22 protein-coding genes, 1 pseudogene and 2 riboswitches are annotated in these 24,975 nt (G+C 64.9%); of the genes and pseudogenes, 16 read left to right on the plus strand and 7 right to left on the minus strand.

Annotated elements, in window-relative coordinates:
- Window positions 1-239: 239 nt before the first annotated feature.
- Complete coding sequence (locus QME24_RS10745) at window positions 240-893, minus strand: oxygen-insensitive NAD(P)H-dependent nitroreductase NfsB (RefSeq protein ID WP_029884991.1); 654 nt, start codon at window positions 891-893, stop codon at window positions 240-242.
- Between the two features lie 104 nt (window positions 894-997).
- Here QME24_RS10745 and QME24_RS10750 point away from each other — a divergent pair, with 104 nt between their 5' ends.
- Genes QME24_RS10750 through QME24_RS10760 form a run of 3 tightly spaced genes read left to right on the plus strand, consistent with a single transcriptional unit; the run spans window position 998 to window position 3,434 of the window.
- A complete protein-coding gene (locus QME24_RS10750; RefSeq protein WP_281690843.1) occupies window positions 998-1,921 on the plus strand; it encodes a LysR family transcriptional regulator in 924 nt (307 codons plus the stop codon).
- Window positions 1,922-1,969: 48 nt separating this feature from the next.
- Entirely contained in the window at window positions 1,970-2,800 is an 831-nt protein-coding gene (locus QME24_RS10755; RefSeq protein ID WP_280091486.1) for an AraC family transcriptional regulator, read from the plus strand.
- A 49-nt stretch (window positions 2,801-2,849) separates the two neighbouring features.
- Window positions 2,850-3,434, plus strand: coding sequence for a LysE family transporter (locus tag QME24_RS10760; RefSeq protein WP_054905213.1), 585 nt, complete (start codon window positions 2,850-2,852; stop codon window positions 3,432-3,434).
- A gap of 52 nt (window positions 3,435-3,486) precedes the next feature.
- Here the strand turns inward: QME24_RS10760 and QME24_RS10765 are convergent, their stop codons facing one another.
- Window positions 3,487-4,686, minus strand: a complete 1,200-nt coding sequence (locus tag QME24_RS10765) for a sugar transporter (RefSeq protein WP_054905214.1) — start codon at window positions 4,684-4,686, stop codon at window positions 3,487-3,489.
- A 202-nt stretch (window positions 4,687-4,888) separates the two neighbouring features.
- On the opposite strand from QME24_RS10765, the gene QME24_RS10770 reads away from it, so the two are divergent.
- Window positions 4,889-6,205, plus strand: coding sequence for a hypothetical protein (locus QME24_RS10770; RefSeq protein WP_275000266.1), 1,317 nt, complete (start codon window positions 4,889-4,891; stop codon window positions 6,203-6,205).
- 70 nt (window positions 6,206-6,275) lie between these two features.
- Here QME24_RS10770 and calA read toward each other — a convergent pair whose 3' ends face one another.
- Complete coding sequence (gene calA, locus QME24_RS10775; protein WP_280091485.1) at window positions 6,276-7,328, minus strand: vanillin reductase; 1,053 nt, start codon at window positions 7,326-7,328, stop codon at window positions 6,276-6,278.
- Window positions 7,329-7,508: 180 nt separating this feature from the next.
- Between calA and QME24_RS10780 the strand changes: the two genes are divergently transcribed.
- Window positions 7,509-8,414 (plus strand): AraC family transcriptional regulator, encoded by a 906-nt coding sequence (locus tag QME24_RS10780; RefSeq protein WP_054905215.1) that lies wholly within the window; start codon window positions 7,509-7,511, stop codon window positions 8,412-8,414.
- Window positions 8,415-8,439: 25 nt separating this feature from the next.
- Here QME24_RS10780 and thpR read toward each other — a convergent pair whose 3' ends face one another.
- A complete protein-coding gene (gene thpR / locus QME24_RS10785) occupies window positions 8,440-9,006 on the minus strand; it encodes an RNA 2',3'-cyclic phosphodiesterase (protein ID WP_054905216.1) in 567 nt (188 codons plus the stop codon).
- Between the two features lie 159 nt (window positions 9,007-9,165).
- On the opposite strand from thpR, the gene lpxO reads away from it, so the two are divergent.
- The 8 genes and pseudogenes from lpxO (at window position 9,166) to QME24_RS10825 (ending at window position 18,133) form a co-directional block, all read left to right on the plus strand.
- Entirely contained in the window at window positions 9,166-10,065 is a 900-nt protein-coding gene (gene lpxO / locus QME24_RS10790) for a lipid A hydroxylase LpxO (RefSeq protein WP_280091484.1), read from the plus strand.
- A 136-nt stretch (window positions 10,066-10,201) separates the two neighbouring features.
- A complete protein-coding gene (locus QME24_RS10795) occupies window positions 10,202-10,546 on the plus strand; it encodes a carboxymuconolactone decarboxylase family protein (RefSeq protein WP_029884982.1) in 345 nt (114 codons plus the stop codon).
- Window positions 10,547-10,621: 75 nt separating this feature from the next.
- Window positions 10,622-11,191: a GNAT family N-acetyltransferase gene (locus QME24_RS10800; RefSeq protein WP_280091483.1), complete on the plus strand. Its 570-nt coding sequence runs from the start codon at window positions 10,622-10,624 to the stop codon at window positions 11,189-11,191.
- Window positions 11,192-11,235: 44 nt separating this feature from the next.
- Window positions 11,236-11,444: riboswitch (cobalamin riboswitch) on the plus strand.
- A gap of 110 nt (window positions 11,445-11,554) precedes the next feature.
- Window positions 11,555-13,681: a TonB-dependent receptor gene (locus QME24_RS10805; protein WP_232892482.1), complete on the plus strand. Its 2,127-nt coding sequence runs from the start codon at window positions 11,555-11,557 to the stop codon at window positions 13,679-13,681.
- A gap of 137 nt (window positions 13,682-13,818) precedes the next feature.
- Window positions 13,819-14,985: pseudogene (locus QME24_RS10810) on the plus strand (DUF1624 domain-containing protein).
- A gap of 28 nt (window positions 14,986-15,013) precedes the next feature.
- Window positions 15,014-15,212: riboswitch (cobalamin riboswitch) on the plus strand.
- Between the two features lie 109 nt (window positions 15,213-15,321).
- On the plus strand, window positions 15,322-16,332 hold the full coding sequence (locus QME24_RS10815; RefSeq protein WP_054905219.1) for an ABC transporter substrate-binding protein: 1,011 nt from the start codon (window positions 15,322-15,324) through the stop codon (window positions 16,330-16,332).
- On the plus strand, window positions 16,332-17,348 hold the full coding sequence (locus QME24_RS10820) for an iron ABC transporter permease (protein WP_033690610.1): 1,017 nt from the start codon (window positions 16,332-16,334) through the stop codon (window positions 17,346-17,348). Before QME24_RS10815 ends, QME24_RS10820 begins: the two co-directional genes overlap by 1 nt.
- Window positions 17,345-18,133, plus strand: coding sequence for an ABC transporter ATP-binding protein (locus QME24_RS10825; RefSeq protein WP_280091482.1), 789 nt, complete (start codon window positions 17,345-17,347; stop codon window positions 18,131-18,133). Before QME24_RS10820 ends, QME24_RS10825 begins: the two co-directional genes overlap by 4 nt.
- 41 nt (window positions 18,134-18,174) lie before the next feature.
- Here QME24_RS10825 and QME24_RS10830 read toward each other — a convergent pair whose 3' ends face one another.
- The gene (locus QME24_RS10830) at window positions 18,175-18,672 is read right to left on the minus strand and encodes a GNAT family N-acetyltransferase (protein ID WP_009683983.1); all 498 of its coding nucleotides are present in this window, start codon (window positions 18,670-18,672) and stop codon (window positions 18,175-18,177) included.
- A 130-nt stretch (window positions 18,673-18,802) separates the two neighbouring features.
- Between QME24_RS10830 and QME24_RS10835 the strand changes: the two genes are divergently transcribed.
- From QME24_RS10835 to QME24_RS10845, 3 genes are all read left to right on the plus strand, one after another.
- Complete coding sequence (locus QME24_RS10835) at window positions 18,803-19,282, plus strand: hypothetical protein (RefSeq protein WP_054905221.1); 480 nt, start codon at window positions 18,803-18,805, stop codon at window positions 19,280-19,282.
- Window positions 19,283-19,340: 58 nt separating this feature from the next.
- The gene (locus tag QME24_RS10840) at window positions 19,341-20,912 is read left to right on the plus strand and encodes a sensor domain-containing diguanylate cyclase (protein ID WP_232892481.1); all 1,572 of its coding nucleotides are present in this window, start codon (window positions 19,341-19,343) and stop codon (window positions 20,910-20,912) included.
- 186 nt (window positions 20,913-21,098) lie between these two features.
- Window positions 21,099-22,436 carry an MFS transporter gene (locus QME24_RS10845; RefSeq protein ID WP_054905239.1) on the plus strand — a complete coding sequence of 446 codons (1,338 nt, stop codon included), beginning with the start codon at window positions 21,099-21,101 and terminating at the stop codon, window positions 22,434-22,436.
- Between the two features lie 374 nt (window positions 22,437-22,810).
- Here QME24_RS10845 and QME24_RS10850 read toward each other — a convergent pair whose 3' ends face one another.
- Both QME24_RS10850 and QME24_RS10855 read right to left on the minus strand, forming a co-directional pair.
- Window positions 22,811-24,202 carry a HAMP domain-containing sensor histidine kinase gene (locus QME24_RS10850; RefSeq protein WP_029887701.1) on the minus strand — a complete coding sequence of 464 codons (1,392 nt, stop codon included), beginning with the start codon at window positions 24,200-24,202 and terminating at the stop codon, window positions 22,811-22,813.
- Window positions 24,180-24,860 carry a response regulator transcription factor gene (locus tag QME24_RS10855; protein WP_047149773.1) on the minus strand — a complete coding sequence of 227 codons (681 nt, stop codon included), beginning with the start codon at window positions 24,858-24,860 and terminating at the stop codon, window positions 24,180-24,182. The genes QME24_RS10850 and QME24_RS10855 overlap by 23 nt, the downstream gene beginning before the upstream one ends.
- Window positions 24,861-24,975: the final 115 nt, after the last annotated feature.

Consider the following 24,975-nt stretch of genomic DNA (forward strand, 5'->3'; position numbering starts at 1 on the left):
CCAAGGCGTTCGCGCGCAAATCCCACAGGAATAATTGGCCCGAAACAAACGTAGGAGCGAGCGCAGCTCGCGATGCGCCGCGCGGGCGGCGCTCGATCTCACAGGCGCTGCATATCTTGTGACAACCACCTATCAGCCCTGATGCGCCCCCTGTGGGCTGGCTTGCCGGCGATGGGCTGCAAAGCAGCCCAATGGCTGCCACCAGGGCTTGACTGACGGGCATTACCCGGCAGCCGCGCTTACAGGAAGGTGAATACCTGTGCTGCCGGCAAGCGCGACTTGCCCAGGCCGGCATTGAAGTCGGCCTCACTGCGATAGCCCAGGCAGAGCATCACCACGCTGGTGAACCCCCGCTCGCGCAAGCCCAGTTCGGCATCCAGCAGCTTGCTGTCGAAACCTTCAATGGGCGTGGCGTCCAGCCCCAGCGCCGCAGCACCCAGCAACGCCGTGCCCAGGGCCAGGTAGGTCTGTTTCTCCATCCAGTGCTGCACGTCCTTCAGATCGAAGCGGTGCAGGTCAACGTAGTGACGGCGGCTCTGGTTTTGCGCCGCGCGCGCCTGGTCGTCCCGGAAGCGCCCGTCGGCGGCCTCCTGGTCCAGCACGCTGTCCAGGTGCGCTTCAGTCATTTCGGTACGGGTGCAGAACACGATCACGTGCGAAGCATCGAGCAGCTTCGGCGTGTTGTAGGCGTAGCCCTGCGAGGTGCTCTTGGCCAGGCGGGCCTTGCCTTCGGCGCTGTCGGCGACGATGAAGTGCCAGGGCTGGGAATTGACCGAGGACGGGCTGTGGCGCAGTTGCTCGAGCAAGGCATCGACCGTGGCCTGGGGAATACGGCGTGAGGCATCGTAGGCTTTGGTGGTGTAACGGCGCTTGGCCAGCGAGACGGTATCCATGCAACGACTCCAGGTATGAGCAGTGAATTTGCCGCTCATCTTATCTTTCCTGCAGAAAAGAAAAACCGGCACAATGCAGCGACACTTTCGGCCCTGGAGTGAAAATGCTGCGCATCGCAGACCTTGAGCTGTTCGCCCGTAGCAGCGTGCTGGGCAGCTTCACCGCCGCTGCCCACGAAGCGGGCTTGCTGCCTGGCCAGGTGGCTGCGGCCATCAAGCGCCTGGAGCGCGACCTGGACGTGCGTCTGTTCGCCCGCACCACCCGCAGCCTGCGCCTGACCGCAGAGGGCGAGCGCTACCTGCCGACCGCACTGAATGTGCTGGAGAGCCTGCGCCAGGGCCACGAGGACCTGCATGGCAACCCTGACACCCTGCGCGGTACGCTGCAGGTGTCGGCGCCCTCCGACATGGGCCGCAACATGCTGTTGCCATGGCTCAGCGCCTTCCGCCGCGAGCACCCGGCGTTGCAGGTGCGCTTCTTTCTCTCTGACCAGATCGCCGACCTCAACCGTGACCCGGTAGACGTGGCCATCCGTTATGGCCACAACCAGGACGCCAACTACATCGCCCTGCCGCTGGCTGCCTGGAACCGCCGGGTGCTGGTCGCCTCGCCCGACTACCTGGCCCGCCACGGCCGCCCACTCACCCCCGATGCGCTGCAACAGCATGCATGCCTGTTGTACATGCAGCACAACCGGGTGTACGACAAATGGCAACTGGGCAACCGCACCGTGCAGGTGCGCGGGCCGCTGGTCAGCGACGACGCCGATGTCATCCGCCGTTTGGCCGTACAGGGTGAAGGCATCGTGTACAAGTCGTGGCTGGACGTCAGCGCCAACATAGCCACCGGCGAACTGGAGGTCGTTCTCCCCAGACTGCTCGGCGAATCGACCCCGGTCACGCTGGTTTGCCCGCATCGCAAACAGCTCACCCCAGCGGTAACCCAACTGCACCTGTGGCTACGCGAGCGCTTCGAGGCGCTGCGTGAACCGGCACTGGCCAGCGGCTGCACAATTGTTCCAGACTGAACTCAACCGTTACGCTAGGTTGGCGTTTTGAATCGGCGGCATGCCCCCATGAGCAACTGGATAGACTTCAAGCAGGACGCCGACACCGGCATCGAGTCGGTGCGGGCGCATTTTGTCGGGCATGCCTACGACCCGCACTGGCACGACAGCTTTCTGGTGGGCGTCACCGAACAGGGGGTGCAGCAGTTCAATTGCCGCCGGGTGCGCCACCGCAGCACACCCGGGCAGGTGTTCTTGCTCGAGCCTGGCGATATTCACGATGGCCTGGCCCCCACCGAGGAAGGCTTCACCTACTCCACGCTGTACCTGGACCCGCTCTGGCTCGACCAGCAATTGCGGTCGCTGTTCGAGCACGCGCCGGGCGGCAGCCTGCCGAGCTTTGCCGACACCCTTTGCCATGACCAACGTTTGGCAAGCGCTACCGCCCTCGCCTTCCGCGCGGTTCATGACCAGGACTTGCGCATCGTCCGGCAAACCGCCACCGACGAACTGCTTGCCCGCCTGACCTGCCACCTGCACTGGCGCCGGCGCATCAACCCCGACCCGCGCCTGCCGCTGAGCGCACAGCGCGCGCGGGACTACCTGCATGCCAACCTGAAACGTGACATTGGCCTCGACGACCTGGCCCAGGCCTGCGGCATCGACCGTTTTCGCCTCACCCGGGCGTTCAAGGCCGCCTTCGGCATTGCCCCGCATGCCTACCTCATCCAGCTGCGCCTGACCCGGGCAAGGCGGCTGCTCGCCCAAGGCCAGTGCTCGGCGCAAGTGGCCGTGGCCTTGGGCTTTGCCGACCAGAGCCACCTGGGCCGCTGGTTTCGCCGTGCCTACCAGCTGACGCCGGCCGACTACCGCAGGCGCTGCTCAAACCTTCCAGACTGAACCGCTTGGCAACAGCGAGCATGGGGCTTTGATGCTCTGGAGCGTTCCCATGTCTCAGTCGATGCTGCCCTTCATCCTGTTTGCTTTGGTCGCCAGCCTCAGCCCGGGGCCAACCAACCTGTTGATCCTGGCGCACGGCGCCCGCCTGGGCGTACGGGCCAGCCTGTTGCCGATCCTGGCGGCCTGCTGCACGGCAGCGACGATTGTGCTGCTGGTGGGCCTGGGGCTGGGCGAGCTGTTGCTGCGCCACCCACTGGCACAGCAACTGATGAGCTGGGCCGGAGCGCTGTGGTTGAGCGGGCTGGCGTGGAAAATGCTGCGCAGTGCCGGGGCACCGCTGCATGCGGGTACGGCGCAAGGCTTCAGCGCGCTCAGCGCCGCCTTGCTGCAGGCGGTCAACCCCAAGGTGTGGTTGATGGCCGTGGCGGTTGTGGGGGTGTTTGCCGCCCCCAGGTTACCGGTATGGCACCTGGCGTTGGTGTTCTGCCTGGTTGCCCTGCCGTGCATGGGGGCATGGGCGGTACTGGGGGCAGGCAGCGCCCGCTGGTTGCAGGCGCCGCAGCGGTTACGGGTGTTCAACCAACTGTTGGCGGGGCTTTTGCTGATTTCAGCATGGGCGGCTGTGCTGGCCTGACGCCCTGCCACCGGTTTGGGCTGCCGCGCAGCCCATCGCAGGGCCTGACCGGTCAGTGCGGTAATGCCTCTCGCAAGCGCCGGGCGCTGGCCACGGCCAGCAACAACCCGGCCACCGCCACACTGCCACCCACCAGGCCGATGTACGCCACATCCATCCGGCTGCTGACAATGCTGCCCAGCAGGGCCCCACCCCCGATGCCGATGTTGTAGATACCCGAGAACAGCGCCATGGCCACGTCGGTCGCATCAGAGGCCAGCTTCAAGGTCCTGGACTGCAACGCCAGGCTGAAGCTGAGGATCGCTACCCCCCACAACATGCTCAGCACCGCGAACACATAAAAGTTGCCTGACAGTGGCAACAGCAACAGCAGGCACGCCGCCAACACCCCCATCGAGCCCAGCAGGAAACCCTGCGGGAAGCGCTCGCTGTAGCGGCTGAACAACACTGAACCCAGTACCCCTGCCCCCCCGAACAGCAACAGCAACAGCGTGGTGCGCTCGCCGCCGATCTGCGCCACGTGCAGAGCGAATGGCTCGATATAGCTGTACGCGGTGAATTGCGCAGTAATCACCAGGGTTACCAGCAGATAGGTGATGACCAGCGCCGGGCGCCTGAACAGGACCGGCAGGCTGCGTAGCGACCCGGAGTTCTGGCTGGGCAGCAGCGGCAACGACTTCATCAGGCACACCATGGTCGCCAGCGCTACCACGGCAATGCTCAGGAAGGTGATGCGCCAGCCCAGTGCCTCGCCCACCACACGCCCGAGCGGGATGCCAAGCACCATGGCCAGGGTGGTGCCGGTGGCCAGCAGGCCCAACGCCTTGGCCTGCTGCCCGGGCGGCGCCACGCGCACCGCCAGCGAAGCGGTAATGGCCCAGAACACTGCATGCGCCAGGGCAATGCCGATGCGACTGACCAGCAGCATGGCGAAGCTTTGCGACAGCCAGGACAACAAGTGGCTGACGATGAACACCATGAACACCAACAACAGCAAGCGCCGCCGTTCGATGTTGCGGGTCAGCAGCATCATCGGCAGAGACGCCAGCGCCACCACCCAGGCATAGATGGTCAGCATCAGGCCGACCTGGGCAGTGCTCATCTCGAAGCTGCCGCCAATGTCACTGAGCAGCGCCACTGGAACGAATTCGGTGGTATTGAAAATGAAGGCCGCCAGGGCCAAGGCGATGACGCTAAGCCAACTGCCGCTGCCCGTGCCGGGTGGCAGGTGGCTGGGTACAGGTCCGTTCATTGTAGAAAGAGAGTCTCCGTGAAAAAGCAACAGGTCGCGCGCCAGGGCCCCCGTCTACGGGGTTGCCGACGTACGCAGTGTCATGAATAGGAATGCCGGCATGGTACGCGTCACACCCGGGGCCAACAACCGCAAGTCGGGCATAAGGAGTACCATGCCCACTTGAAGTGAAACACGTTGCAGCAAGGAGCCCGATCCACTCATGGACAAGCAGTACCCCCAGCAGCAATGGCAGCAGGCGGTCATCGCCTATGCCCAGGCCGTCAACGACTACGTCGCACAAGGCCGTGCCCAAGGCTGGGACAACCTTCAAGCGCCACAAGTGCCCGCCACCGACCACCTGCTCGACGCCTGGCTGGCAGCCTTGCAGGCAGCCAACCGCCCGGACTGCAGCGAGCAGCAACGCCAAGCCTTCCGCCAAGCCTGGCCGCCTGCCCACCAACCGCTGGTACCGTTGCTCGATGAGCATGGCCAGGGCATCAGCAATGTCCTGCTGCTGGGCGACGGTAGCCTGCTGGCGCGCATCGGCATGCCGCACGAAAAAGGCCAGGTGCTGCGTATCGATCGCCATGGGGTCACCCCGGTGATCGGCGTCGAGTGCTTCGGCCGCTGCCCGGCCCGCCGCTACTTTGCCCTGGGCAATGCCGAAGGCGTCCGGGTGACCGCTGGCTGGGGCGGCCCGCAGGTACAGCGCCTGGCCTGGCCGACCGGCCTGGAAGGGTTGCCGGCCGGCTACCCGTTCGAGCCGTTCGACCTGCCACCCGCGCCCACCGCATTGATCCCTTTCCCGGACGGCCAACGCGTGCTGCTGGTCAGTGCCGATGGCACCTTCGTGTTGGCCAGCGACGGCGCAACCCGCCTGCTGCCGCACCAGGCGCGGGTACTCGACGCCCTGGCCGAAGGCACCGAGCCGGAGGACATCAGCCTCGGGCTGAGCATGGAGCACGGCGCGGTGTCGGCGGATGGCCGCTGGGTCGTGGTGGGTGAGCAAGGCAGCCGGCACCTGGTGCTGGACGACCGGCTCAGGTGGGTGGCCGAGATTGGTCCCGGCAGCGAATACCCGCATTTCGCGCTCTTCAACCAGCGGGGTGACCAGTTGCTCCTCAACGCCTGCCACTTCTACAGCGGTGCCACGCTGGCGGTACGGGTAGCCGACCTGCCGGGGCTGCGCACCGATTACTACAGCCAGGACCCGCGCACCCCACTGGTGCAGGATGGCGCGCGTGTCTATGCCGGGGTGGCTCGCGCTGGCGAATACATCATCGGTGATGCCTACGGCTACCTGCGGGCCTTTGGCGAAGATGGCCAGGAGCATTGGCAGCACTACCTGGGCTCGACCATCAGCGCCATGGACATCAGCGCCGACGGGCGTACCCTGGTGGCCGCCAGCCATGCCGGGATTGTGGCGGAGATTGCCCTCGACAGCGGCCGGCCGGCGTGGCAGATCGGTACCGGCGCGCATGGGGAGGTGCGCCGGTGGCTGTTCTGGAAGGGCTGGGACAAACCGCTGGCCTGGTAGCCAAGCCTGCCCCGGCCTGCCAGCCGGCCGCTTCGCGGCTTGCCCGCATAGCGGCCGGCGCTGGCCTCGATCAGGCCTGCAGTGTGGCCATGTCGATCACGAAACGGTATTTCACCTCACCGGCGATCATGCGCTCGTACGCCTGGTTGATATTGCGGATGTCCAGCATCTCGATATCGCAGCGGATATCGTGTTCGGCACAGAAATCAAGCACTTCCTGGGTCTCGGCGATACCCCCAATCAACGACCCCGCCAGCACCCGACGCTTCATGACCAGGTTGGCCGCATGCACGGCCGGGTCGATCGGCTCGATCAGGCCGACCAGAATGTGCACCCCGTCGAACTTCAGCGTTTCCAGGTACGGGTTCAGGTCGTGCTGCACCGGAATGGTATCGAGCAGGAAATCGAAACGGTCGGCCGCAGCGCGCATCTGCTCGGCATCGGTGGACACGATCACATGGTCGGCGCCCTGGCGCCGCGCTTCTTCGGCCTTGGCCTGGGAGCGGGTGAACAAGGTCACTTCTGCGCCCAGCGCCTTGGCCAGCTTGATGCCCATGTGGCCCAGCCCGCCCATGCCCAGGATGCCGACCTTGTGCCCTGGGCCGACACCATGGTGCTTGAGCGGCGAATAGGTGGTGATACCGGCGCACAGGATCGGCGCGGCGCTGGGCAGGTCCATGCCGGCCGGAATGCGCAGCACGAAATGCTCGCTGACCACGATGCTGCTGGAGTAGCCGCCCATGGTGTTGCTGCCGTCGACCCGGTCCGGGGTGGCGTAGGTCATGGTCGGGCCTTGCTGACAGTATTGCTCCAGGTCCTTGGCGCACGCCTCGCAGTGGCGGCAGGAGTCGACCATGCAACCCACGCCTACCAGGTCACCTACCTTGTAGGCGGTAACCTGGTCGCCCGTGGCGGTGACGCGGCCGATGATTTCGTGGCCAGGCATCAGCGGGTATACGGCAATGCCCCATTCGTTGCGCGCCTGGTGGATGTCGGAGTGGCACACGCCACAGTACAGGATCTCGATGGCGACATCGTCCGGGCGCGGGCTGCGGCGCTCGAAAGTCATAGGCGCCAGGGGGCTGGTAGGGGTTTGGGCGGCGTAACCGATGGCGGTATACATGCTGGACCTCGCTGTAGAATGAAACGATTCAGTGGGGCGATTGTGCCCACCATTCGCTCTCGCGCACACGGCTGATTCTCCGGCATGCATGCCTGATTCTCCGAACCTGCCTTTGTGCTACTGGCGCGATACCGTCAATCTGCGATCATTAGGCTGTCTGATCCTCTGCCCTGGTTCATCATGCAACTGACCCGCCACGTCGATGCCAATGCGCCCCTCTGCGCCCTGATCCGCTGCCTGGCCACGCGCCCGGGCTTCGTGCCTACGCACCTGCCCCAGGTGCAGGTACTGAGCTGGGACCACTATGTCGCCAGCAGCCCGCAAATCTACGAGCCCAGCCTGATGATCCTGGCCCAGGGCAGCAAGCTGGCGCGCCTGGGGCCACGCACCCTTGAGTACGGTGCCGGCCACTACCTGGTGCAGGCGTTGTCGGTGCCCTTCATGTGTGAAACCTTCGCCACCCGCGAGGCGCCGTTATTGGGCGTGGCAGTGGACATCGACCGTGGCGTGCTGGGTGAACTGGTACAAAGCATGGACCTGGCGCCAGACCCTGCCGTGCAGGCGCAAACACCGCAATCGATGACTTCCGCAGCACTGGATGCGCCCATGCGCGACAGTGTGGAGCGCCTGCTGCAGTGCCTGCAGGACCCACTGGATGCCAAGGTTCTGGGCCCGGCGAGGGTGCGTGAAGTGCTTTACACCGCGCTGCGCGGCCCGCAGGCTGGGGTGTTGCGGGCGCTGGTGGAACAACAAGGGCACTTTGCCCGTATCGGCGCCGCCCTCGCCCACTTGCGCGAGCACTATAGCGAGCCCCTGAGCGTGGAGACGCTCGCGGCACGGGCCAACATGAGTGTTTCGACCTTTCACGAACACTTCAAGCGCTGCACCGACATGGCGCCCATGCAATACCTCAAACGCCTGCGGTTGCTCAAGGCCCAGCAAATGCTGATCGGCGAAGGCCTGGGTGTAGCCCAGACGGCGCACCGGGTGGGCTACCAGAGCACGTCGCAGTTCAGCCGCGAATACAAGCGCCAGTTCGAACGCAGCCCAGGGGATGAACTGCCCTACCAAAGCTTGCCGGTTTGACTGAAGGGCGGCGGGCAATCACCCGTCAGTCACCAGGCGTGGCACTTGAGGGCGCCAGTGGCCATTGCGCCAACGGCCAGTAGGCGCCCTTGCGCGATTCATACAACGTGAAGTGCGGGGCGCCGAGGAAAAACGCCGGCGCGCTGCCGGCCTCTGGCAAGTGGCCCCGAAAATCCCTGGCAAGCGTCAGGTGCGGGCGGTAGTCGCGCTTGGCAGCTTGCCCGGCAAAAGGCAGCAGCGCCTGCTGCAGGCCGTACACCAGGCGCATCAGCGCTGCTGGCACCTGCTGCGCCTCCAGTACCAGGGCGCTGGAGCGCTGCCACACCTGCAAGCGGTCAAGTGTCAACCGGGGTACCCTGCCCGGCAGCGCCAGTTGATCGACCGCCGCACAGATTGCCGGCACCAGGGCGGCATCCACATCGCCCAGGAACAGCAACGTGACATGAAAGTTGGCGGCCGGCACCGGTTTGCCGCTGCGCAGGTTCAGGCCGCGACGGAACTGGGCCAGAGCGCGGCGCTGGACATCGCTGACCGGCAAGGCGAAAAACAGCCGTTTGAACGGACTGCCGCTGGGGCGTACATCATGAACCATGGTGACTCCTGGGCATGAAACGTTTGCGCACGACTGTAGGGCATTACACCAATGTCGGCCTATGGTTTCGTAACAATAAGTACAAACTGCCCACATGATTGTTTATGCTGGCGGGCTTATGCCATGGCGCATGGCCTTATTTTCGACAAGTATCCGTCCATGAAAATTGCACTCGTCCTCCTCTTCGTTCTCTCGATCGCGTACGTTCACCTGCGCGGTCGGGTCCGTCACAAGCTGACCCGCCAACTGGGCGATCACTCCAGCTTTCTGGCCCCGATCAACAGTTTTCTGTACCTGTTTTCCAAACACCCGGCCAAACCGTACCTGCCCGTCGAGGCCTTTCCCGAACTGAAACCGCTGCAGGAGCACTGGCAGGAAATTCGCGAAGAAGGCCGGCAACTGCTGCAGGTAGGCGAAATCAAGAAGTCCGACAACTACGACGACGTGGGCTTCAACTCGTTCTTCAAAACCGGCTGGAAGCGCTTTTACCTGAAGTGGTACGGCGAAAGCCACCCGTCGGCAATGGCCCTGTGCCCACGCACCACCGAACTGCTGCAAGGTATCGGCACGGTCAAGGCGGCCATGTTCGCCACCCTGCCACCGGGGGCCAAGCTGGTGCGCCACCGTGACCCGTATGCCGGCTCCTACCGCTATCACCTGGGCCTGGACACACCGAACGACGACGCCTGCTACATCGAGGTAGACGGCGAGAAATACTCATGGCGCGACGGTGAAGGGGTGGTTTTCGATGAAACCTACATCCACTACGCGGCCAACAATACCGAGCACAACCGCATCATTCTGTTCTGCGATGTCGAACGCCCGCTCAAGTACCGCTGGGCCAGCGCGTTCAACCGCTGGTTCAGCCGCAATGTCATGGCGGCTGCCGCAGCCCCCAACACCGCCGGAGACAAGACCGGCGGCATCAACCGGTTGTTCACCCGGATCTACAAGATCCGGGAACGCGGCAAGGCGCTGAAAAAGCGCAATCGCACGCGCTACTACCTGGAGAAGTGGGCGGTGGTGGCAGCGTTGCTGCTGGTGTTCATCTACATCTGAGTCCGTGTGTTGCCAGCGGCCTGTGCGAAGGTGCAGCCAAAGGCATGACTGGGCATGCACCAAAGTACAAGCCGCACGTTCGCCACGCTTCGACTAGCCTGAAAGCTCCATTCGCAACCACCCCAAGGTGACGACGATGAGCATGATGGACTGGGATGCCTACCGAAAGCAGTTGATGGCCGGCATCGGCGATCTGAAGCAACTTTCCCCCGACACCGTGGCCGGCTACATGACCGCCAGCGGCGCCGGGGCCAAAACCGGTCATCTGGACGCCAAGACCCGCGAACTGATCTCCCTGGCCGTGGCGGTAACCACCCGTTGCGACGGCTGTATCGCCGTGCATTCGCAGCAAGCGGTGAAGCATGGCGCTACCCGTGAGGAGATTGCCGAGGCGTTGGGTGTGGCGGTGGCGATGAACGCGGGTGCCGCGCTGGTCTACTCGGCCAGGGCCCTGGATGCAGTGGGCAAGGCCAACGGTTGAGCCCGAACGGCGCCGCCCTTGCGCGACGGCGCCGTGCCCCGCAGACTGGGCGGCTAAACCCGCGCAGGAACCCGCATGATCCACATCCGCCCCATGACGGCCGAAGACTTCGAGCGCTTCTGGCCCACTTTCCAGGCCACTGTCCAGGCCTGCGAAACCTATGCCTACGACCCGTCCCTGAGCTTCGAACAGGCCCGCCACCTGTGGCTGGAGCTGCCTTTGCGCACCTTGCTGGCCGAAGAAGAGGGTCAACTGCTGGGCTCGTACTACCTCAAGCCCAATGCGGCAGGGCCCGGTGCGCATGTCGGCAATTGCGGCTACATGGTCTGCGCCCAAGCGCGCGGGCGCGGCGTGGCCAGGTTGATGTGCGAGCACTCGCAGAAACTGGCGCGCCAGGAAGGCTTTCTGGCCCTGCAGTTCAACTCGGTGGTGGCCACCAATGAAGTGGCAGTCGCCCGGTGGCACAAGCTGGGGTTCGAAACGGTTGGCCGGCTGCCCAAGGCCTATCGCCATGCCCGGCTGGGGCTGGTGGACTGCCTGGTGATGTACAAGTGGCTGGCCGATGAGCCAGTGGCAGAGAAGCCGCCGCTGCTGATCGGGCGCAAGAATATCGAAGCCCGGGTTTCGCGGCGGCGTGGGCGCTGATCGTTCTTCACGATCTGCCTTGACGAAGGCACCGCCAGGTGCTCAGATGCGCGCCAGTTTCAGGTGCCCTGCGCCGCCGCGCGCAGGGTGAAACGGGAAGCCGGTGCGTCGTGTTGATCACGACAAGTCCGGCGCTGCCCCCGCAACGGTAAGTGAGCGAACCCTTCGAGATACCACTGTGCTCAGGCATGGGAAGGTGAAGGTTTCATGCCCCTCGCAAGCCCGGAGACCGGCCTGAGGCTTCATTTGGCACCCCGCGGTGGGCGGGCGCAGGCCGGTATCCGTGCGCGCGCTTGCCTGTACGGAGCCCTCCTTTGCGTGTTTTCCACCGGGATCCATTCATTCCTGCAGCAGTGGAACGACATGTCCCGTATGTTCAAGCTTCACCCCCTGGCGGCCTGCCTGGCCGTCACGCTTCCGGCCCTGGCCGATGACCGCGGACCGCAGCCCCTGGCATTGCCCTCCACGGCCATCACCGACACCCTCGACAGCCATGCCAGCGACTTGGCCACGCCGACCCAGGCCGGCTCGCGCCTGGGGCTCAGCGCCCTGGAAACGCCAGCCAGTACCAGCAGCATCAGCGCCGAGCAGATCCAGCAGCGCAACAACCTGACCGTGCAGGATGCCGTAACCCGCTCGCCAGGCATTACCTTCATCGGCTCCCCCGGCGACGGTGGCACCGGCCTGTCCGCCCGCGGCTTTGCCGGGCACGGCTCGGTCATGACCTTGTTCGATGGGGCCCGCCTGTTCACCGGAGCCGGCACCCAGACCTTCCCGGTCGACCCGTGGATGGTCGAACGTATCGATGTGCTTCGCGGCCCGGCATCGGTGCTCTACGGCGAAGGCGCCACCGGCGCGGTGGTCAACGTCATCCCGAAAAAACCGGTTGCCGGTACGGTGCGCAACCAGCTGCGGCTTGGATATGGCAGCTGGGACCACCAGCAACTCGGCCTGGACAGCGGTGGCAGCCTCAGCGAGCGCCTGAGCTATCGCCTGACGCTGAACCAGCAAGCCGGCAATGGCTGGGTGGACCGCACCCCCTCACGCAGCCTGGCGCTCAGCGCGGCCCTGCGCTTCGATGCCAGTGACGACCTCAGCTTTACCCTGGCCCATGAGCGCGGTGCGGCGCAGCCTGCCAACTACTACGGCACGCCGCTGATCGACGGCCATTACCGCAGCAGCCTGCGCAAGAAAAACTACAACCTGCAGAACGACGTGCAGCGCTACGACGACCAGTGGACCCGCCTGACCACCGACTGGGCACTCAACGACCACCTCAGCGCCAGCAACCAGCTGTACTACATCAGTAGCCGCCGCCATTGGCGCAACGCCGAGCAGTATGAATGGGACGCCGGGCGCCAGCAGTTGCTGCGCGGCAGCTACCTGGAAATCAAGCACGACCAGGAGCAGTTCGGCGACCGCCAGACCTTCACCCTCGACCATTCGCTGTTCGGCCTGGCCAGCAGAACCGTGCTCGGCGCCGAGTACAACAAGGTGCGCTTCAACGTCGACAGCAACAGCCCCTACAACGACGTAGGCGGTGACTACATCGACCCGTGGCAGCCGCAGCCGGGCGTATTCCACAGCGGGTCGCCGCTGCGCCCGCAAAGCCTGTCCACCACCCATACCTTTGCCCTGTTCGGCGAAAACCGCCTGCAACTCACTGAGCGCCTGTCGCTGGTGACCGGGGTGCGCCGCGACCAGCACCACATCGACCGCGACAACCTGACCAATGCCAGCCGCAGCGACCGCAGCCTGCAAGGTGGCAACTGGCGTGCGGGGCTGGTGTATGCACTCAGTGACGCGCTGTCGCTGTATGGCCAGTACTCCACCAGCGAGGATGGGGTCAACAACCTGATAAGCCTCAGCCCCAACCAGATGCACTACGACCTCACCCAGGCGAAACAGACCGAGGTGGGCCTCAAGCAACGTTTCTGGGGCGGGGATGGCGAATGGACCTTGGCGGCCTACCACATCGTCAAGCAGAAGCTGCTGGTAGACGACCCCCTCACGCACCAGCCCCAACAGGCTGGCCAGCAGACGTCGGATGGGCTGGAGGCAACCGTGGAACTGGCGCTGGCCCACCAGTGGCGGGTGTCTGCCAACGCAGCGCTGCTGCGCGCCCGGTATGACGCGTTTGACGAACAGGTGGGCGCAGCGGTGCAGGACCGTGCCGGCAACCGCCCGGCCAACGTGCCTCGGCGCACTGCCAACCTGTGGCTGAGCAAAGGTATTGGCCAGCAGATCGAGTTGGGGGTGGGCGCGCGCTATGTGGATGAACGTTACGCCGATAACGCCAATACCCAGAGCGCCCCAGGCTATACCGTGGTCGACGCCACGATCGGCTGGCAGGTTCTGCCGCAGGTGAAAGTGGGGTTGCAGGTGAACAACCTGTTCGACCGCGAATATGTGCAGGCGGCGTTCAGCGGCCAGCAATGGCTGATGGGAACGCCACGTTCCTACTTTGCGACGCTGGACTACAGCTTCTGAAGCGGGCAGCCCGGGTTGGCGTAGCGCAGCTTCACGGCGAAAAGCCAACCCGGCGCTGAGCAAAAAACCTACCCGTGCATGGCCATATGGATATAACATAACATTTCATTCAGGCTTTTTTTCATCAGCGACCCTCCATGACAAGCGCCAGCCCCAGTCCCACCCAACTCAACCAGCGCCTGCAGAGCATCGACGCCCTGCGCGGTCTGGTAATCCTGTTCATGCTCCTGGACCACGTGCGCGAAACCTTCTTCCTGCACCGCCAGGTCAGCGACCCGATGGCCATCGATACCACCGAGCCGGCACTGTTCGCCAGCCGTACCCTGGCGCACCTGTGCGCGCCGGTGTTCGTGCTGCTGACCGGGCTCTCGGCCTGACTGTATGGCGAAAAGCGCCAGGGCCGTGGCGATGTCGCGGCGTTCCTGTTCAAGCGCGGGCTGTTTCTGGTGGCGCTGGAGTTCACCCTGGTCAACTTTGCCTGGACGTTCCAGCTGCCGCCCACGGTGATCTACCTGCAGGTGATCTGGGCCATCGGCATCAGCATGCTCGCCCTGTCGTTGCTGGTGTGGCTGCCACGCCCGGCGCTGCTCGGCGTGAGTGCCGTCATCATTGCCGGGCATAACCTGCTCGACAGCCTGCACTTTGCCCCGGGGTCTGCCCTGCACGTGCCCTGGGCGATTCTGCATGACCGCGGCTGGCTGACGTTGTCCGACACGCTGCGGCTGCGCACGTCCTACCCGGTACTGCCGTGGATCGGGGTGATCGCCCTGGGCTACTGCCTTGGGCCATGGTTTGCCCGCGGCAGCCAGGCCGGGCCACGTCAGCGCTGCCTGCTGCTTGGCGGGCTGCTGGCGCTGCTGGGCTTTTTCGTGCTGCGCGTATTCAACGGCTATGGCGAAGCCGCGTGGAGCAGCTACCCCACGCTCACACACACCCTGATGAGCTTCTTCAACCTCACCAAGTACCCGCCTTCGCTGTTGTTCCTGGCACTGACCCTGGGCTGCGGCCTGCTGTTGCTGCGCGCATTCGAGCGCGCCGGCCAGGCCCGCTGGATCAGCGCCCTGGCGGTGTTCGGTGCAGCGCCGATGTTCCTCTACCTGCTGCACCTGTATGTGCTGAAGCTGCTGTACCTGGCCTGCGTGGCGCTGTTCGGCAGCAACCACGGCAGCTATTTCGGCTTCGACGGCGTCGCGGCGGTATGGTGCGTGGCGCTGTTGCTGGCGGCTTCGCTGTACCGGCCGGTGCACTGGTTCGCCCGGCTGAAACAGCGGCGGCGCGACATCCGCTGGCTGAAGTACTTCTGAAAAGCGTTTTCACCCGGCGGCGCGATGGTCTACCATGCGGGCCGCCGGTTTCCATCACGGAATCAATAGGGAATCCCCGGCCCGCCAACACGGGCCAAACGGAACTGCCCCCGCAACTGTAAGTGCCGAGCCTGCTCCATCGACGCCACTGGGTGTACTACCCGGGAAGGCCGGAGCCGGGCCGTGACGCACCAGTCAGGAGACCTGCCGGCCAACATTCACCAACCGGCGGGGTGCCCGGGATTGGCCATTGTGTTGCCTTTGCCGCTGGCAAGGGCACGGCGATGTCTGTCCGTGCGTTCATTCCGTGAACTGTCCGATAGGAGATCGCCCAGCATGCTGCCCCGCTTCGCCACCCTGCTTGCCGGCCTCAGCCTCAGCGGCCTGGCCCAGGCCGCCGCCACCCAGTACCCGCTGACGGTGGACAACTGCGGTAAGCCGCAGAGCTTTGCCCAGGCGCCACAGCGCGCCGTGACCATCGGCCAGGCCGGCACCGAGATGCTCTATGCCCTGGGCCTGGGTGACAAGCTGGCGGCGAGTTCGCTGTGGTTCAACAATGTGTTGCCCGAATACCAGGCCATGAACGCCACGGTACCGCGCCTGGCCGACAACGAACCCAGTTTCGAGGCGGTGGTTGGCCAACGCCCGCAACTGGTGGCCGTGCAGTTCGAGTGGATGGTCGGGCCGCAGGGTGTGGTCGGTACGCGCGAACAGTTCGCCGAACTGAACATCCCCACCTACCTGTTGCCCTCGGACTGTGAGGGCAAGGACAACCTGATCGGTGCCGACGGCACCCGCCTGCAGGCGTTCCAGGTCGACAGTATCTACAAGAGCGTCAGCCAGCTGGCGGAGATCTTCGATGTACAGGCGCGCGGCGTGGCCCTGAACGCCGAGCTCAAAGGCCGCCTGGACAGCGCCCGCGCGCAATTGGCGGGCAAGGACCTGTCGGGCACCTCGGCACTGTTCTGGTTCTCCAGCGCCAACCTGGTCATCGACCCTTACGTCGCGGGCCGCCAAGGGGTCGCCGACTTCATGCTGCGCACCCTGGGGGTGCGCAATGTGGTCGAGTCCAGCGAGGAGTGGCCCACCGTAGGTTGGGAAACCCTGGCCAGGGCCAACCCCACCTGGCTGATCATCGCCCGCATGGACCGCCGGCGTTTCCCCGCCGACGACTACCAGAAGAAGCTGGCATTCCTGCGCAGCGACCCGGTAACCCGCAACATGGACGCGGTGAAACACGACCGCATCATCATCCTCGACGCCGACGCCATGCAGGCGGGTATCCGCCTGTTCCGTGGCGTGCAAACGTTGGCGGCCGCTTTTGCCAGCGGTAAAGCCAGCCAGTGATCAGTCGACTGTCAGCCTGTATCGGCCTGGCCGTGGCCGCACTGCTGGCGGCCCTGCTCGCCGGCACAGCCATTGGCGAAACCGGCCTGGCACCGCGCGTGGTCGGCCAGGTGCTGGCCAACCAGCTGTGGCAAGCCGGTTATCCGGTCGACCCGATCGATGCCGGGATCATCTGGAACTATCGCCTGACCCGCACACTGGTTGCGGCGGCCTGCGGTGCCGGCCTGGCCACCTGCGGCGTGATCCTCCAGGCGCTGCTGCGCAATCCCCTGGCCGAGCCCTACCTGCTGGGGCTGTCCGCCGGCGCTTCGACCGGTGCCGTACTGGTTGGCCTGCTGGGCCTGGGCAGCCTGGCTTTGAGCATGTCGGCCGGCGCCTTCATCGGTGCCCTGGCGGCCTTTGCCCTGGTGCTGGTGCTGGCCCGCGCGGCAGGCCCTGGCAGCAATAACGCCCAGGTGATTCTGGCTGGTATCGCCGGGTCGCAACTGTTCAATGCCCTGACGGCATTCCTGATCACCAAGTCGGCCACCGCCGAGCAGGCACGGGGCATCCTGTTCTGGCTACTGGGCAACCTCAGTGGCGTGCGCTGGCCCGCAGTATGGCTAGCCGTGCCAGTGGCACTGTTCGGCTTGCTGGTGTGCCTGTGGCATCGCCGCGCGCTGGATGCCTTCACCTTCGGCGCCGACTCGGCAGCTTCGCTGGGCATACCGGTGCGGCGCAGCCAGTTACTGCTGATCAGTTGCGCGGCGCTGGTAACGGCCGTGATGGTGTCCATCGTCGGCGCCATCGGTTTCGTCGGGCTGGTCATTCCACACGCCCTGCGCCTGCTGCTCGGCCCCGGACACAGCCGCCTGCTGCCTGCCAGTGCATTGGGCGGGGCACTGTTTCTGATTGCCGCCGACATCCTCTCGCGCACGCTGATCAGCGGCCAGGTCATACCGGTGGGCGTGGTCACCGCGCTGCTTGGCGCGCCTGTCTTCGCGCTGATACTGGTCAGCCGCCGGGGGCGCCCATGACGGTCATGGCTGTATTCCAACTGGCGCCGCTGAGCTGCCAGGATCTCGGCCTGCAACTGGCCGGCAAACGGGTGCTGCACGACATCCATCTCAACCTGGTGGCGGGTGAAACACTCGCGATCGTCGGCCCCAACGGCTCAGGCAAGTCTTCGCTGCTGAAGGTGCTGGCCGGCCTGCGCCCGCCGGCCTGCGGCAGCGTGCAGTTGATGGGCGAGCCACTGGCAGGCATGCCTCGCCGGCGCGTGGCCCAATGCCTGGCACTGGTTGAACAGCAGGCCGACACCCTCGATGCAATCAATGTGTTCGACGCGGTGGCCTTGGGCCGCACGCCGTGGCTGTCAGCCATTGCGCCGTTCTCCAGCGCGGACCGGGCGATTGTCGAGCAGGCACTGGCCGACCTCGACGCCTTGCACCTGCGCGCTCGCCTTTGGGGGTCGTTGTCCGGTGGCGAGCGGCAGCGCGTGCATATCGCCCGCGCCCTGGCCCAACGGCCGCAGGTGCTGCTGCTCGACGAACCGACCAACCACCTGGACATCCAGCACCAGCTGAGCCTGCTGCAGCAGGTACAAGCCCTGCAGGTGACCACCCTGGTGGCCCTGCACGACCTCAACCAGGCGCTGACCTGCGACCGCGTTGCAGTGCTCGACAAAGGCCGGCTGGTCGCCCTCGGCACGCCGTTCGAGGTACTGACCCCCGAGTGCCTGCTGCACACCTTTGGTGTTCATGGCCATTACCTCACCGACCCCTGGGACGGCACACGCATCCTGCGCTTTCGCGCCCCCTGAGCTACCGGCAGAAGCCTGGGTAGCCCAGGCGCCTGGCCTGCTCAGCCCAAGCGCAGTTGCATGTGCGTGGTTTGCCAGACCGGGTCTGGCTCCACGTCCACGACAGCGAAGCCTTGCCGCTCCCAGAACGTGATGGCCCCCGGCAGGAATGGGTGGGTATGCAGGTAGAGGCAACCGATGCCGGCCTGCAGCGCCTGCTGGCGCAAGGCGCCGAACAACGCGGCGGCAAGCCCGCGCCTGCGGTACGCCGGCAGCACGAACAGGCGCACCACTTCAACGACGCGCTCGCCAGCATAATCAAGTTGGCTGAAACGGTGGTCGTAGGGCAGGTAGCCGATCACCCCGACCAGGCGCTCATCAACCCGGGCTTCCAGGAAGCAGCCCTCGCCTTCAAGGTAGGTTTCGCTGAAATGCGCCAGGTCCCGGGGCAACGGTGCATTGGCCAGCGCCGGAAACAGCTCGCGGCGCGCGCTGTCGACAAACGCCAGCACTTGGCCAATGGCATCGCGGGTAACAGGTTGCAACGTCCAGTTCGGCATAAGGTTCAAGCCTGAGTGTTGGGTGCACGGTTCTAACCCAGCCGGCCGTACAAGGCAAATCGCAGGGCTCGTCGCGGCAGGGCTGACCTCGCTATAATCGGCAGCCTTCACTGCCCGACCAGGCCACGCCATGCCTCGCATCCAGAAGTTGCTGTTGCCGCTGTTGCTGATTGCTGCCGTTGCCGCCTGCGACCAGAAGCCCTCCCGTGAAGAGCAGATTCTTGCCCAGCTGCCGCTGCAGGATGCCTACGACCACAACATCGAACGCATGGCCGGGCTGCTGGCCCGCCAGCACCCACGGCTGGCGCGTACCACCATCGAAGATGTGCTGCGCAAGCATCTGACGGTAGAAGACCAGCGCCAGGACCTGTTCCGCCTCTACAGCAAGGAGCATTTCAGTGACGCCGAGTTCGCCACCATTGTCGCGGCCACCCAGGACCCGGCCAAGGCCCGTGCTCTGGAAAACACCGATGCTGGCCGGCAACTGAGCGACAAACTCACCGGCCTGATGCGTGAAACCGCCCGCGACCCCAAGGTGCAAGCATTGGCCGAGCAGCGCATGCAGCAGGTGCAAGACGAACTGAACGCCTTGGAAAAGGCAGGTTCATGAGCGCGACCGGCACGGTCGCTTCCGTTTCGTAGCCCTATTCGAACACTCGAGGTCAGGATTGCCACACGCCAAGCACGGACTGCGCCTGGATCTACGCACACTCATTCTGGTGCTGTGCGCCCTTACTGCCGTGGTCATGCTGTGCGCCAGCTATTTCGCCAGCTACCGGGTACAGCGCCAATTGCTGATCGACCACGCGCTGGAAGCCAACCGGGTGTATGCGGCCAAGCTGGCCAGCATCACCGATGCATTCATCGGTAGTGCCTTGCAGCAACTGGCGTTCAGCGCCAGCGAGCAAGGCCGGCAACTGGACGATCCCGCCGCCTTGCAGCGCGAGACCGACCGGGTGCTGGGCCAGAGCATGGCGTTCAATTCCACGTTCGTGATCGATGCCAATGGCGTGCTGCTGGCGATATCCCCCGCGCCGCTACGCCACATGGTCGGCACCCGGATGCAATCGCCCGGTGTGCAGGAGGCATTGCAGGAGCGCCGCGCGCTGGTGTCGACACCCTATCTGTCGGCGGCCAACAACCTGGTGGTGGCGCTGACGCAACCGGTCGTCGACGCCAACGGCCGCTACCTGGGGTATGTCGGTGGCAGCCTTTACCTGCGGGAACGCAACATCCTCAACCGCCTGCTCGGCGAGCACTTTTACAAGGACGGTTCGTACCTGTATGTGATCGACCGCAATCGCCGGCTGCTCTACCACCCCGACAGCCAGCGGGTGGGTACCGTCGTGCAGGGCAATGAGCTGATCGACCAACTGACCAACCTGGGCAACGGCACACGCCAGCTGACCAACAGCCAAGGTGTGGAGATGGTCGCCGGCTTCGCCACCGTGCCCAGCGCCGGCTGGGGCGTGGTGGCACAGCAGCCACTGGCACAAACCATGATGCCGCTCAGCCGCCTGGTGCTGAACGTGGTCGGTATTTCCGCGCCGCTGGCCCTGATAGGCTGCTTGCTGCTGTGGTGGCTGGCCCTGACCATCGCCCGCCCACTGTGGCAACTGGCTGCAGGTGCCCGCTCGATGGACCGCCCCGGCACCGCTGAGCGCTTGCATCGCGTGCGGGCCTGGTACTTCGAGGCCGCAGAGCTCAAGCGCGCCTTGCTGTTCGGCTTGAACTTGCTGCAGGCGCGCATCGGCAGGCTCAACCGCGATGCCCAGACCGACCCCCTGACAGGCCTGGGCAACCGCCGCAGCCTGGAGCTCAACCTGTCGCTGCTGGAAGCCGAAGGCCGGGCATTTGCAGCCATCGTGCTGGATATCGACCACTTCAAGCAGGTCAACGACAAGCATGGGCATGTGGTCGGTGACCAGGTGCTGCAGCGGCTGGCCGAGCTGATGCGCCGCTGTTGCCGCGAGGGTGACCTGCTTTGCCGCACCGGCGGTGAAGAATTTCTCATGCTGCTGCCTGGGGCCAGCCTGGAGGTGGCCGCCGCGGTCGCTGAGCGCCTGCGGGTGACGGTGCAGGAAACGCCGATCCAGCCGGTGGGCGCGGTGACCCTGTCACTGGGGGTGGCCCACTGGAGCGGCGAGCCGGGGCGCGAGCCGGAAACCGTGCTGAGCGAGGCTGACCTGGCGCTGTACCGGGCCAAGCAGGAAGGGCGCAATCGCGTCGCTGTCGCCTGATTGCCTGGCGCCCGCTGCGCTGCCGGGCACACGCCGTGTCGATGGCGGTTGATTCAGGTATCCCGAGGTCGTCCTCGACAAAGCGCCTTGCGCTGCCCGGTTATCTACTGGCAGGCATAACAATGATGGCGCGGCCAGACCGCACCACGTTCATCATGCCTGCCAATGGAATCGGAGAGCACCCGCATGCCCGCACCTCATGAGGTATCCCCCGCCACCCTGCGCAGGGTGATCGCCGCCTCGGCCATCGGCAACTTCGTCGAATGGTTCGACTTTGCCGTATACGGCTTTCTCGCCACGCTGATCGCCAGCCAGTTCTTTGCCAGCGAAGATTCCAGCGTCGCCTTGCTCAAGACCTTTGCCGTGTTCGCGGTGGCCTTCGCCTTGCGCCCCCTGGGCGGTATCGTGTTCGGCGCCCTCGGCGATCGGCTGGGGCGCAAGCGCATCCTCTCGCTGACCATCTTGCTGATGGCCGGCTCCACCACCCTGATCGGCCTGCTGCCGACCTACGCCAGCATCGGCCTGGCCGCGCCGGTATTGCTGACCTTGGCGCGCTGCCTGCAGGGGTTTTCTGCCGGTGGCGAATACGCCGGGGCCTGCGCCTACCTGATGGAACACGCGCCCAACGACAAGCGGGCTTTCTACGGCAGCTTCGTACCGGTTTCGACCTTTTCCGCGTTCGCCTGTGCGGCGGTGATCGCCTATAGCCTGGAAGCCAGCCTGTCCAGCGAAGCCATGGCTGCCTGGGGCTGGCGCATTCCGTTCCTGATCGCCGCGCCACTGGGCCTGGTCGGCCTGTACCTGCGCTGGCGCATGGAAGAAACCCCGGCATTCCGGGAAGCCGTGGCCCAGGGCAAGGAGCACGAGCATTCGCCACTCAAGGAAACCCTGCGCCACCACGGCCGGGCCATTCGCAACCTGGGGGCGTTCATTTCGCTGACGGCGTTGTCGTTCTACATGTTCACCACCTACTTCGCCACCTACCTGCAACTGGTCGGCAACCTGACCCGGGCGCAGTCGCTGCTGGTCACCACCGTAGCCCTGCTGTTCGCCGCCATCGGCTGCCCGCTGGCGGGGGCGCTGTCGGACCGGTTCGGGCGGCGCAAGACCATCGGCTTCACCTGCCTTTGGGTGATGCTGTGCGTGTTCCCGGCCTACTGGCTGGCCAGCTCCGGCTCGATGCCGGGGGCCCTGCTGGGGGTGATTCTGCTGGCGGTCGGCGCGCTGTGCAGCGGGGTGGTGACTGCGGCATTGCTGTCGGAGAGCTTCCCGACCCGGACCCGCTACACCGCTTCTGCCATTACCTACAACGTGGCCTATACGCTGTTCGGTGGCACCGCGCCGCTGGTCGCGACCTGGCTGATCGGGCAGACCGGCAGCAGCCTGGCGCCGGCGTTCTACCTGGTGGTGATTGCGTTGGTGGCTTTGCTCGGCGGGCTGGCGTTGCCGGAAACGTCCCGGATATCGCTGCATGATGAACCCAACGCCGAGGGTGTAGGCCAAGGCGTTCAAGGCTCGGTTTGAGATCCTGGGGCTGCCTGGCAGCCCATCGCGACACAAGACCGCGTGTGTCTTGGGAGGGGATTAGAGTCTGGAGTGAGAGCGGTGAATGACAAGCTGAATGCCGCAGATGCCTAGAGCCCGCTCCCACAACGAATCGCGCAGGCTTTTCAAATTTTCAGAAAGACAATTGCTCCTGCAAGTACGGCGGCAACTCCAAGCCAGCGCAGACCCCCTGTGGGAGCGGGCATGCCCGCGAACACCGGCGCAGCCGGTGCCAGACACCGCGTCGCCCGCTCCCACAGGTGAATCGCGCAGGCTTTTCAAATTTTTGAGAAAGACAGTTGCTCTTACAGCGCGGCCTTGTGTCGCGATGGGCTGCAAAGCAGCCCCGATGGTTATTTGGCCAGCCCGGCCAATGGGCAATGCAGTACCAGCTTGGCCCCACCCAAAGGGCTCTCGCCAATTTCCAGGCCGAACCCATGCAGGTCAACGATCGCCGCAACGATCGACAGCCCCAGGCCGAACCCGGCGTGGCGGTGGCCTTCATCACTGCGGTAGAACCGCTTTAGTACGGCCGTGCGTTCTTCTTCCGGAATACCCGGCCCGCTGTCTTCGATGGCCACGTGCACGCCAGCGTCGTCCTGGGTGGCGGCCACGCGCACCTGCCCACCTTCCGGGGTGAACTTGATCGCGTTACCTACCAGGTTGGCCAGCGCCTCGAACAACAGCTCGCGGTCGCCGTGCAGTGCCGGCAAGTGCCCAGGTTGGTGCAGCTCCAGGTGAATGCCGCCATCTTCGGCCAACGGCAGGTAGAAGTCGTGCAGCTCTACCAGCAAATCATGCGGGTCAAGCTGCACGAAGCCGGCCCGGCGTTGGCGGTCTTCCAGTTCGCTGATGCGCAACAACCCACGAAAACGCGCCATGAGGGTGTCGGTTTCGCCGATGGCCTGGTCCAGTGCCTCGGCTTGCGCGGAATCGTTGTCGCTTTGCTGGCGTATGCGGTACAGCTGGGCGCGCAGGCGGGTCAGTGGGGTGCGCAGGTCGTGGGCAATGTTGTCGCACACGCCCTTGACCTCGTGCATCAGCCGCTCGATGCGGTCAAGCATGGCATTGACGATGGCGGCCAGCATGTCCAGTTCGTCGCGCCGGGCCGACAGCGGCAGGCGGTGCGTGAGGTCGCCGGCGACAATCAGCTCGGCCTGGGCCTGAATGGCCCGGATGCGTTTCAGGGGGCGGCGGCGCAGCAGGTACCAGCCGGCGAACCCGGGGATCAGGGTGAAGGAGATACCCCAGAGCAAGGCATCGAGAATGATCCGTGTGACGACGAACAATGAGCCGTTATCGCGGAACAGCACCAGCCAGCGCCCATCCTGCACCTTGATCGCCACGGCATCGCAGCTGTCGCGGGGCATGCGCGGATCATCGGCATCCAGGCAACGCTTCAGCTCATGGATCTTGCCGTCCAGCCGCAGCCCAGGGGGCAGGGCACGAACACTGCCGCCCAGCGGGTTGAGTTGTGCATCGAACAGGCCATAGGCATCGAAGCTGCGTTCCTCGAAAGCCTGGCTGGCAATCAGGGCGTCGTCCAGCTGCTTGCCGCTCATGTGCGCGAACAGGTGCTGACGCTGCAGCATGGAATGGCGGGTGAGCTTGTTCAGGTAGCTCGAAACCTCGAAGTACAGCACCCCCATGAGGATGCTGCTCCAGGCTACGAATAGAAAACTGTACAGTGCCAGCAGCCGGCTGGTGGACGAACTCCAGCCTTTAGACGGGTTCAGCAATGGCATAGCCGGAGCCCCGCACCGTACGGATCAGCGGCGACTGGCCGGGTGAGTCGATTTTCTTGCGCAGGCGGCCGATATGCACGTCGATCAGGTTGGTGCCCGGGTCGAAGTGGTAGCCCCACACTTCCTCGAAAATCATCATCCGCGTAATGACCTGGCCGCTGTGGCGCATCAGGTACTCCAGCAGTTTGTACTCGGTGGGCAGCAGGTTGAGGGTGTTGTCGCCGCGGCGCGCTTCGTGGCTGATCAGGTCCAGTTGCAGGTCGGCGACCTGCAAGCGGGTCTGGGTCATCGGCACGCTGTTGCGGCGCAGCAGCACCTCGACCCGGGCGGCCATTTCGTCGGAGGCGAACGGCTTGGTCAGGTAGTCGTCACCGCCGGCGCGCAGGCCGCGCACCCGCTCATCGACGTCGGAGAGGGCGCTGATCATCAGGATCGGCGTGGCGATCTTGAGGTTGCGCAGGGTCGTGACGATGGTCAGGCCATCGACCTCAGGCAGCATGCGGTCCAGGGTGATCAGGTCATAACCGCCGGCAATGGCCTTGGCCAGGCCTTCACGACCATTGTCGGCCCACTCCACCTCAAGGCCATGGCTGGTAAGTTCGGCGACGATTTCCTGGCCGGTGACGGCGTCGTCTTCGATGGTCAGTACGCGAGGCATGCTGGTTCCTGGGCATCTAATGGAGACTCGATTGTGCCAAAGAATAGACAACCGGCGATTTAAGAAAAATTCATCTTGCCACAACCTACCTGGGTTCACCCATTGTGAAGACAGA

Source organism: Pseudomonas sp. PARCl1 (genome assembly GCF_947311875.1).
GTDB lineage: Bacteria > Pseudomonadota > Gammaproteobacteria > Pseudomonadales > Pseudomonadaceae > Aquipseudomonas > Aquipseudomonas juntendi.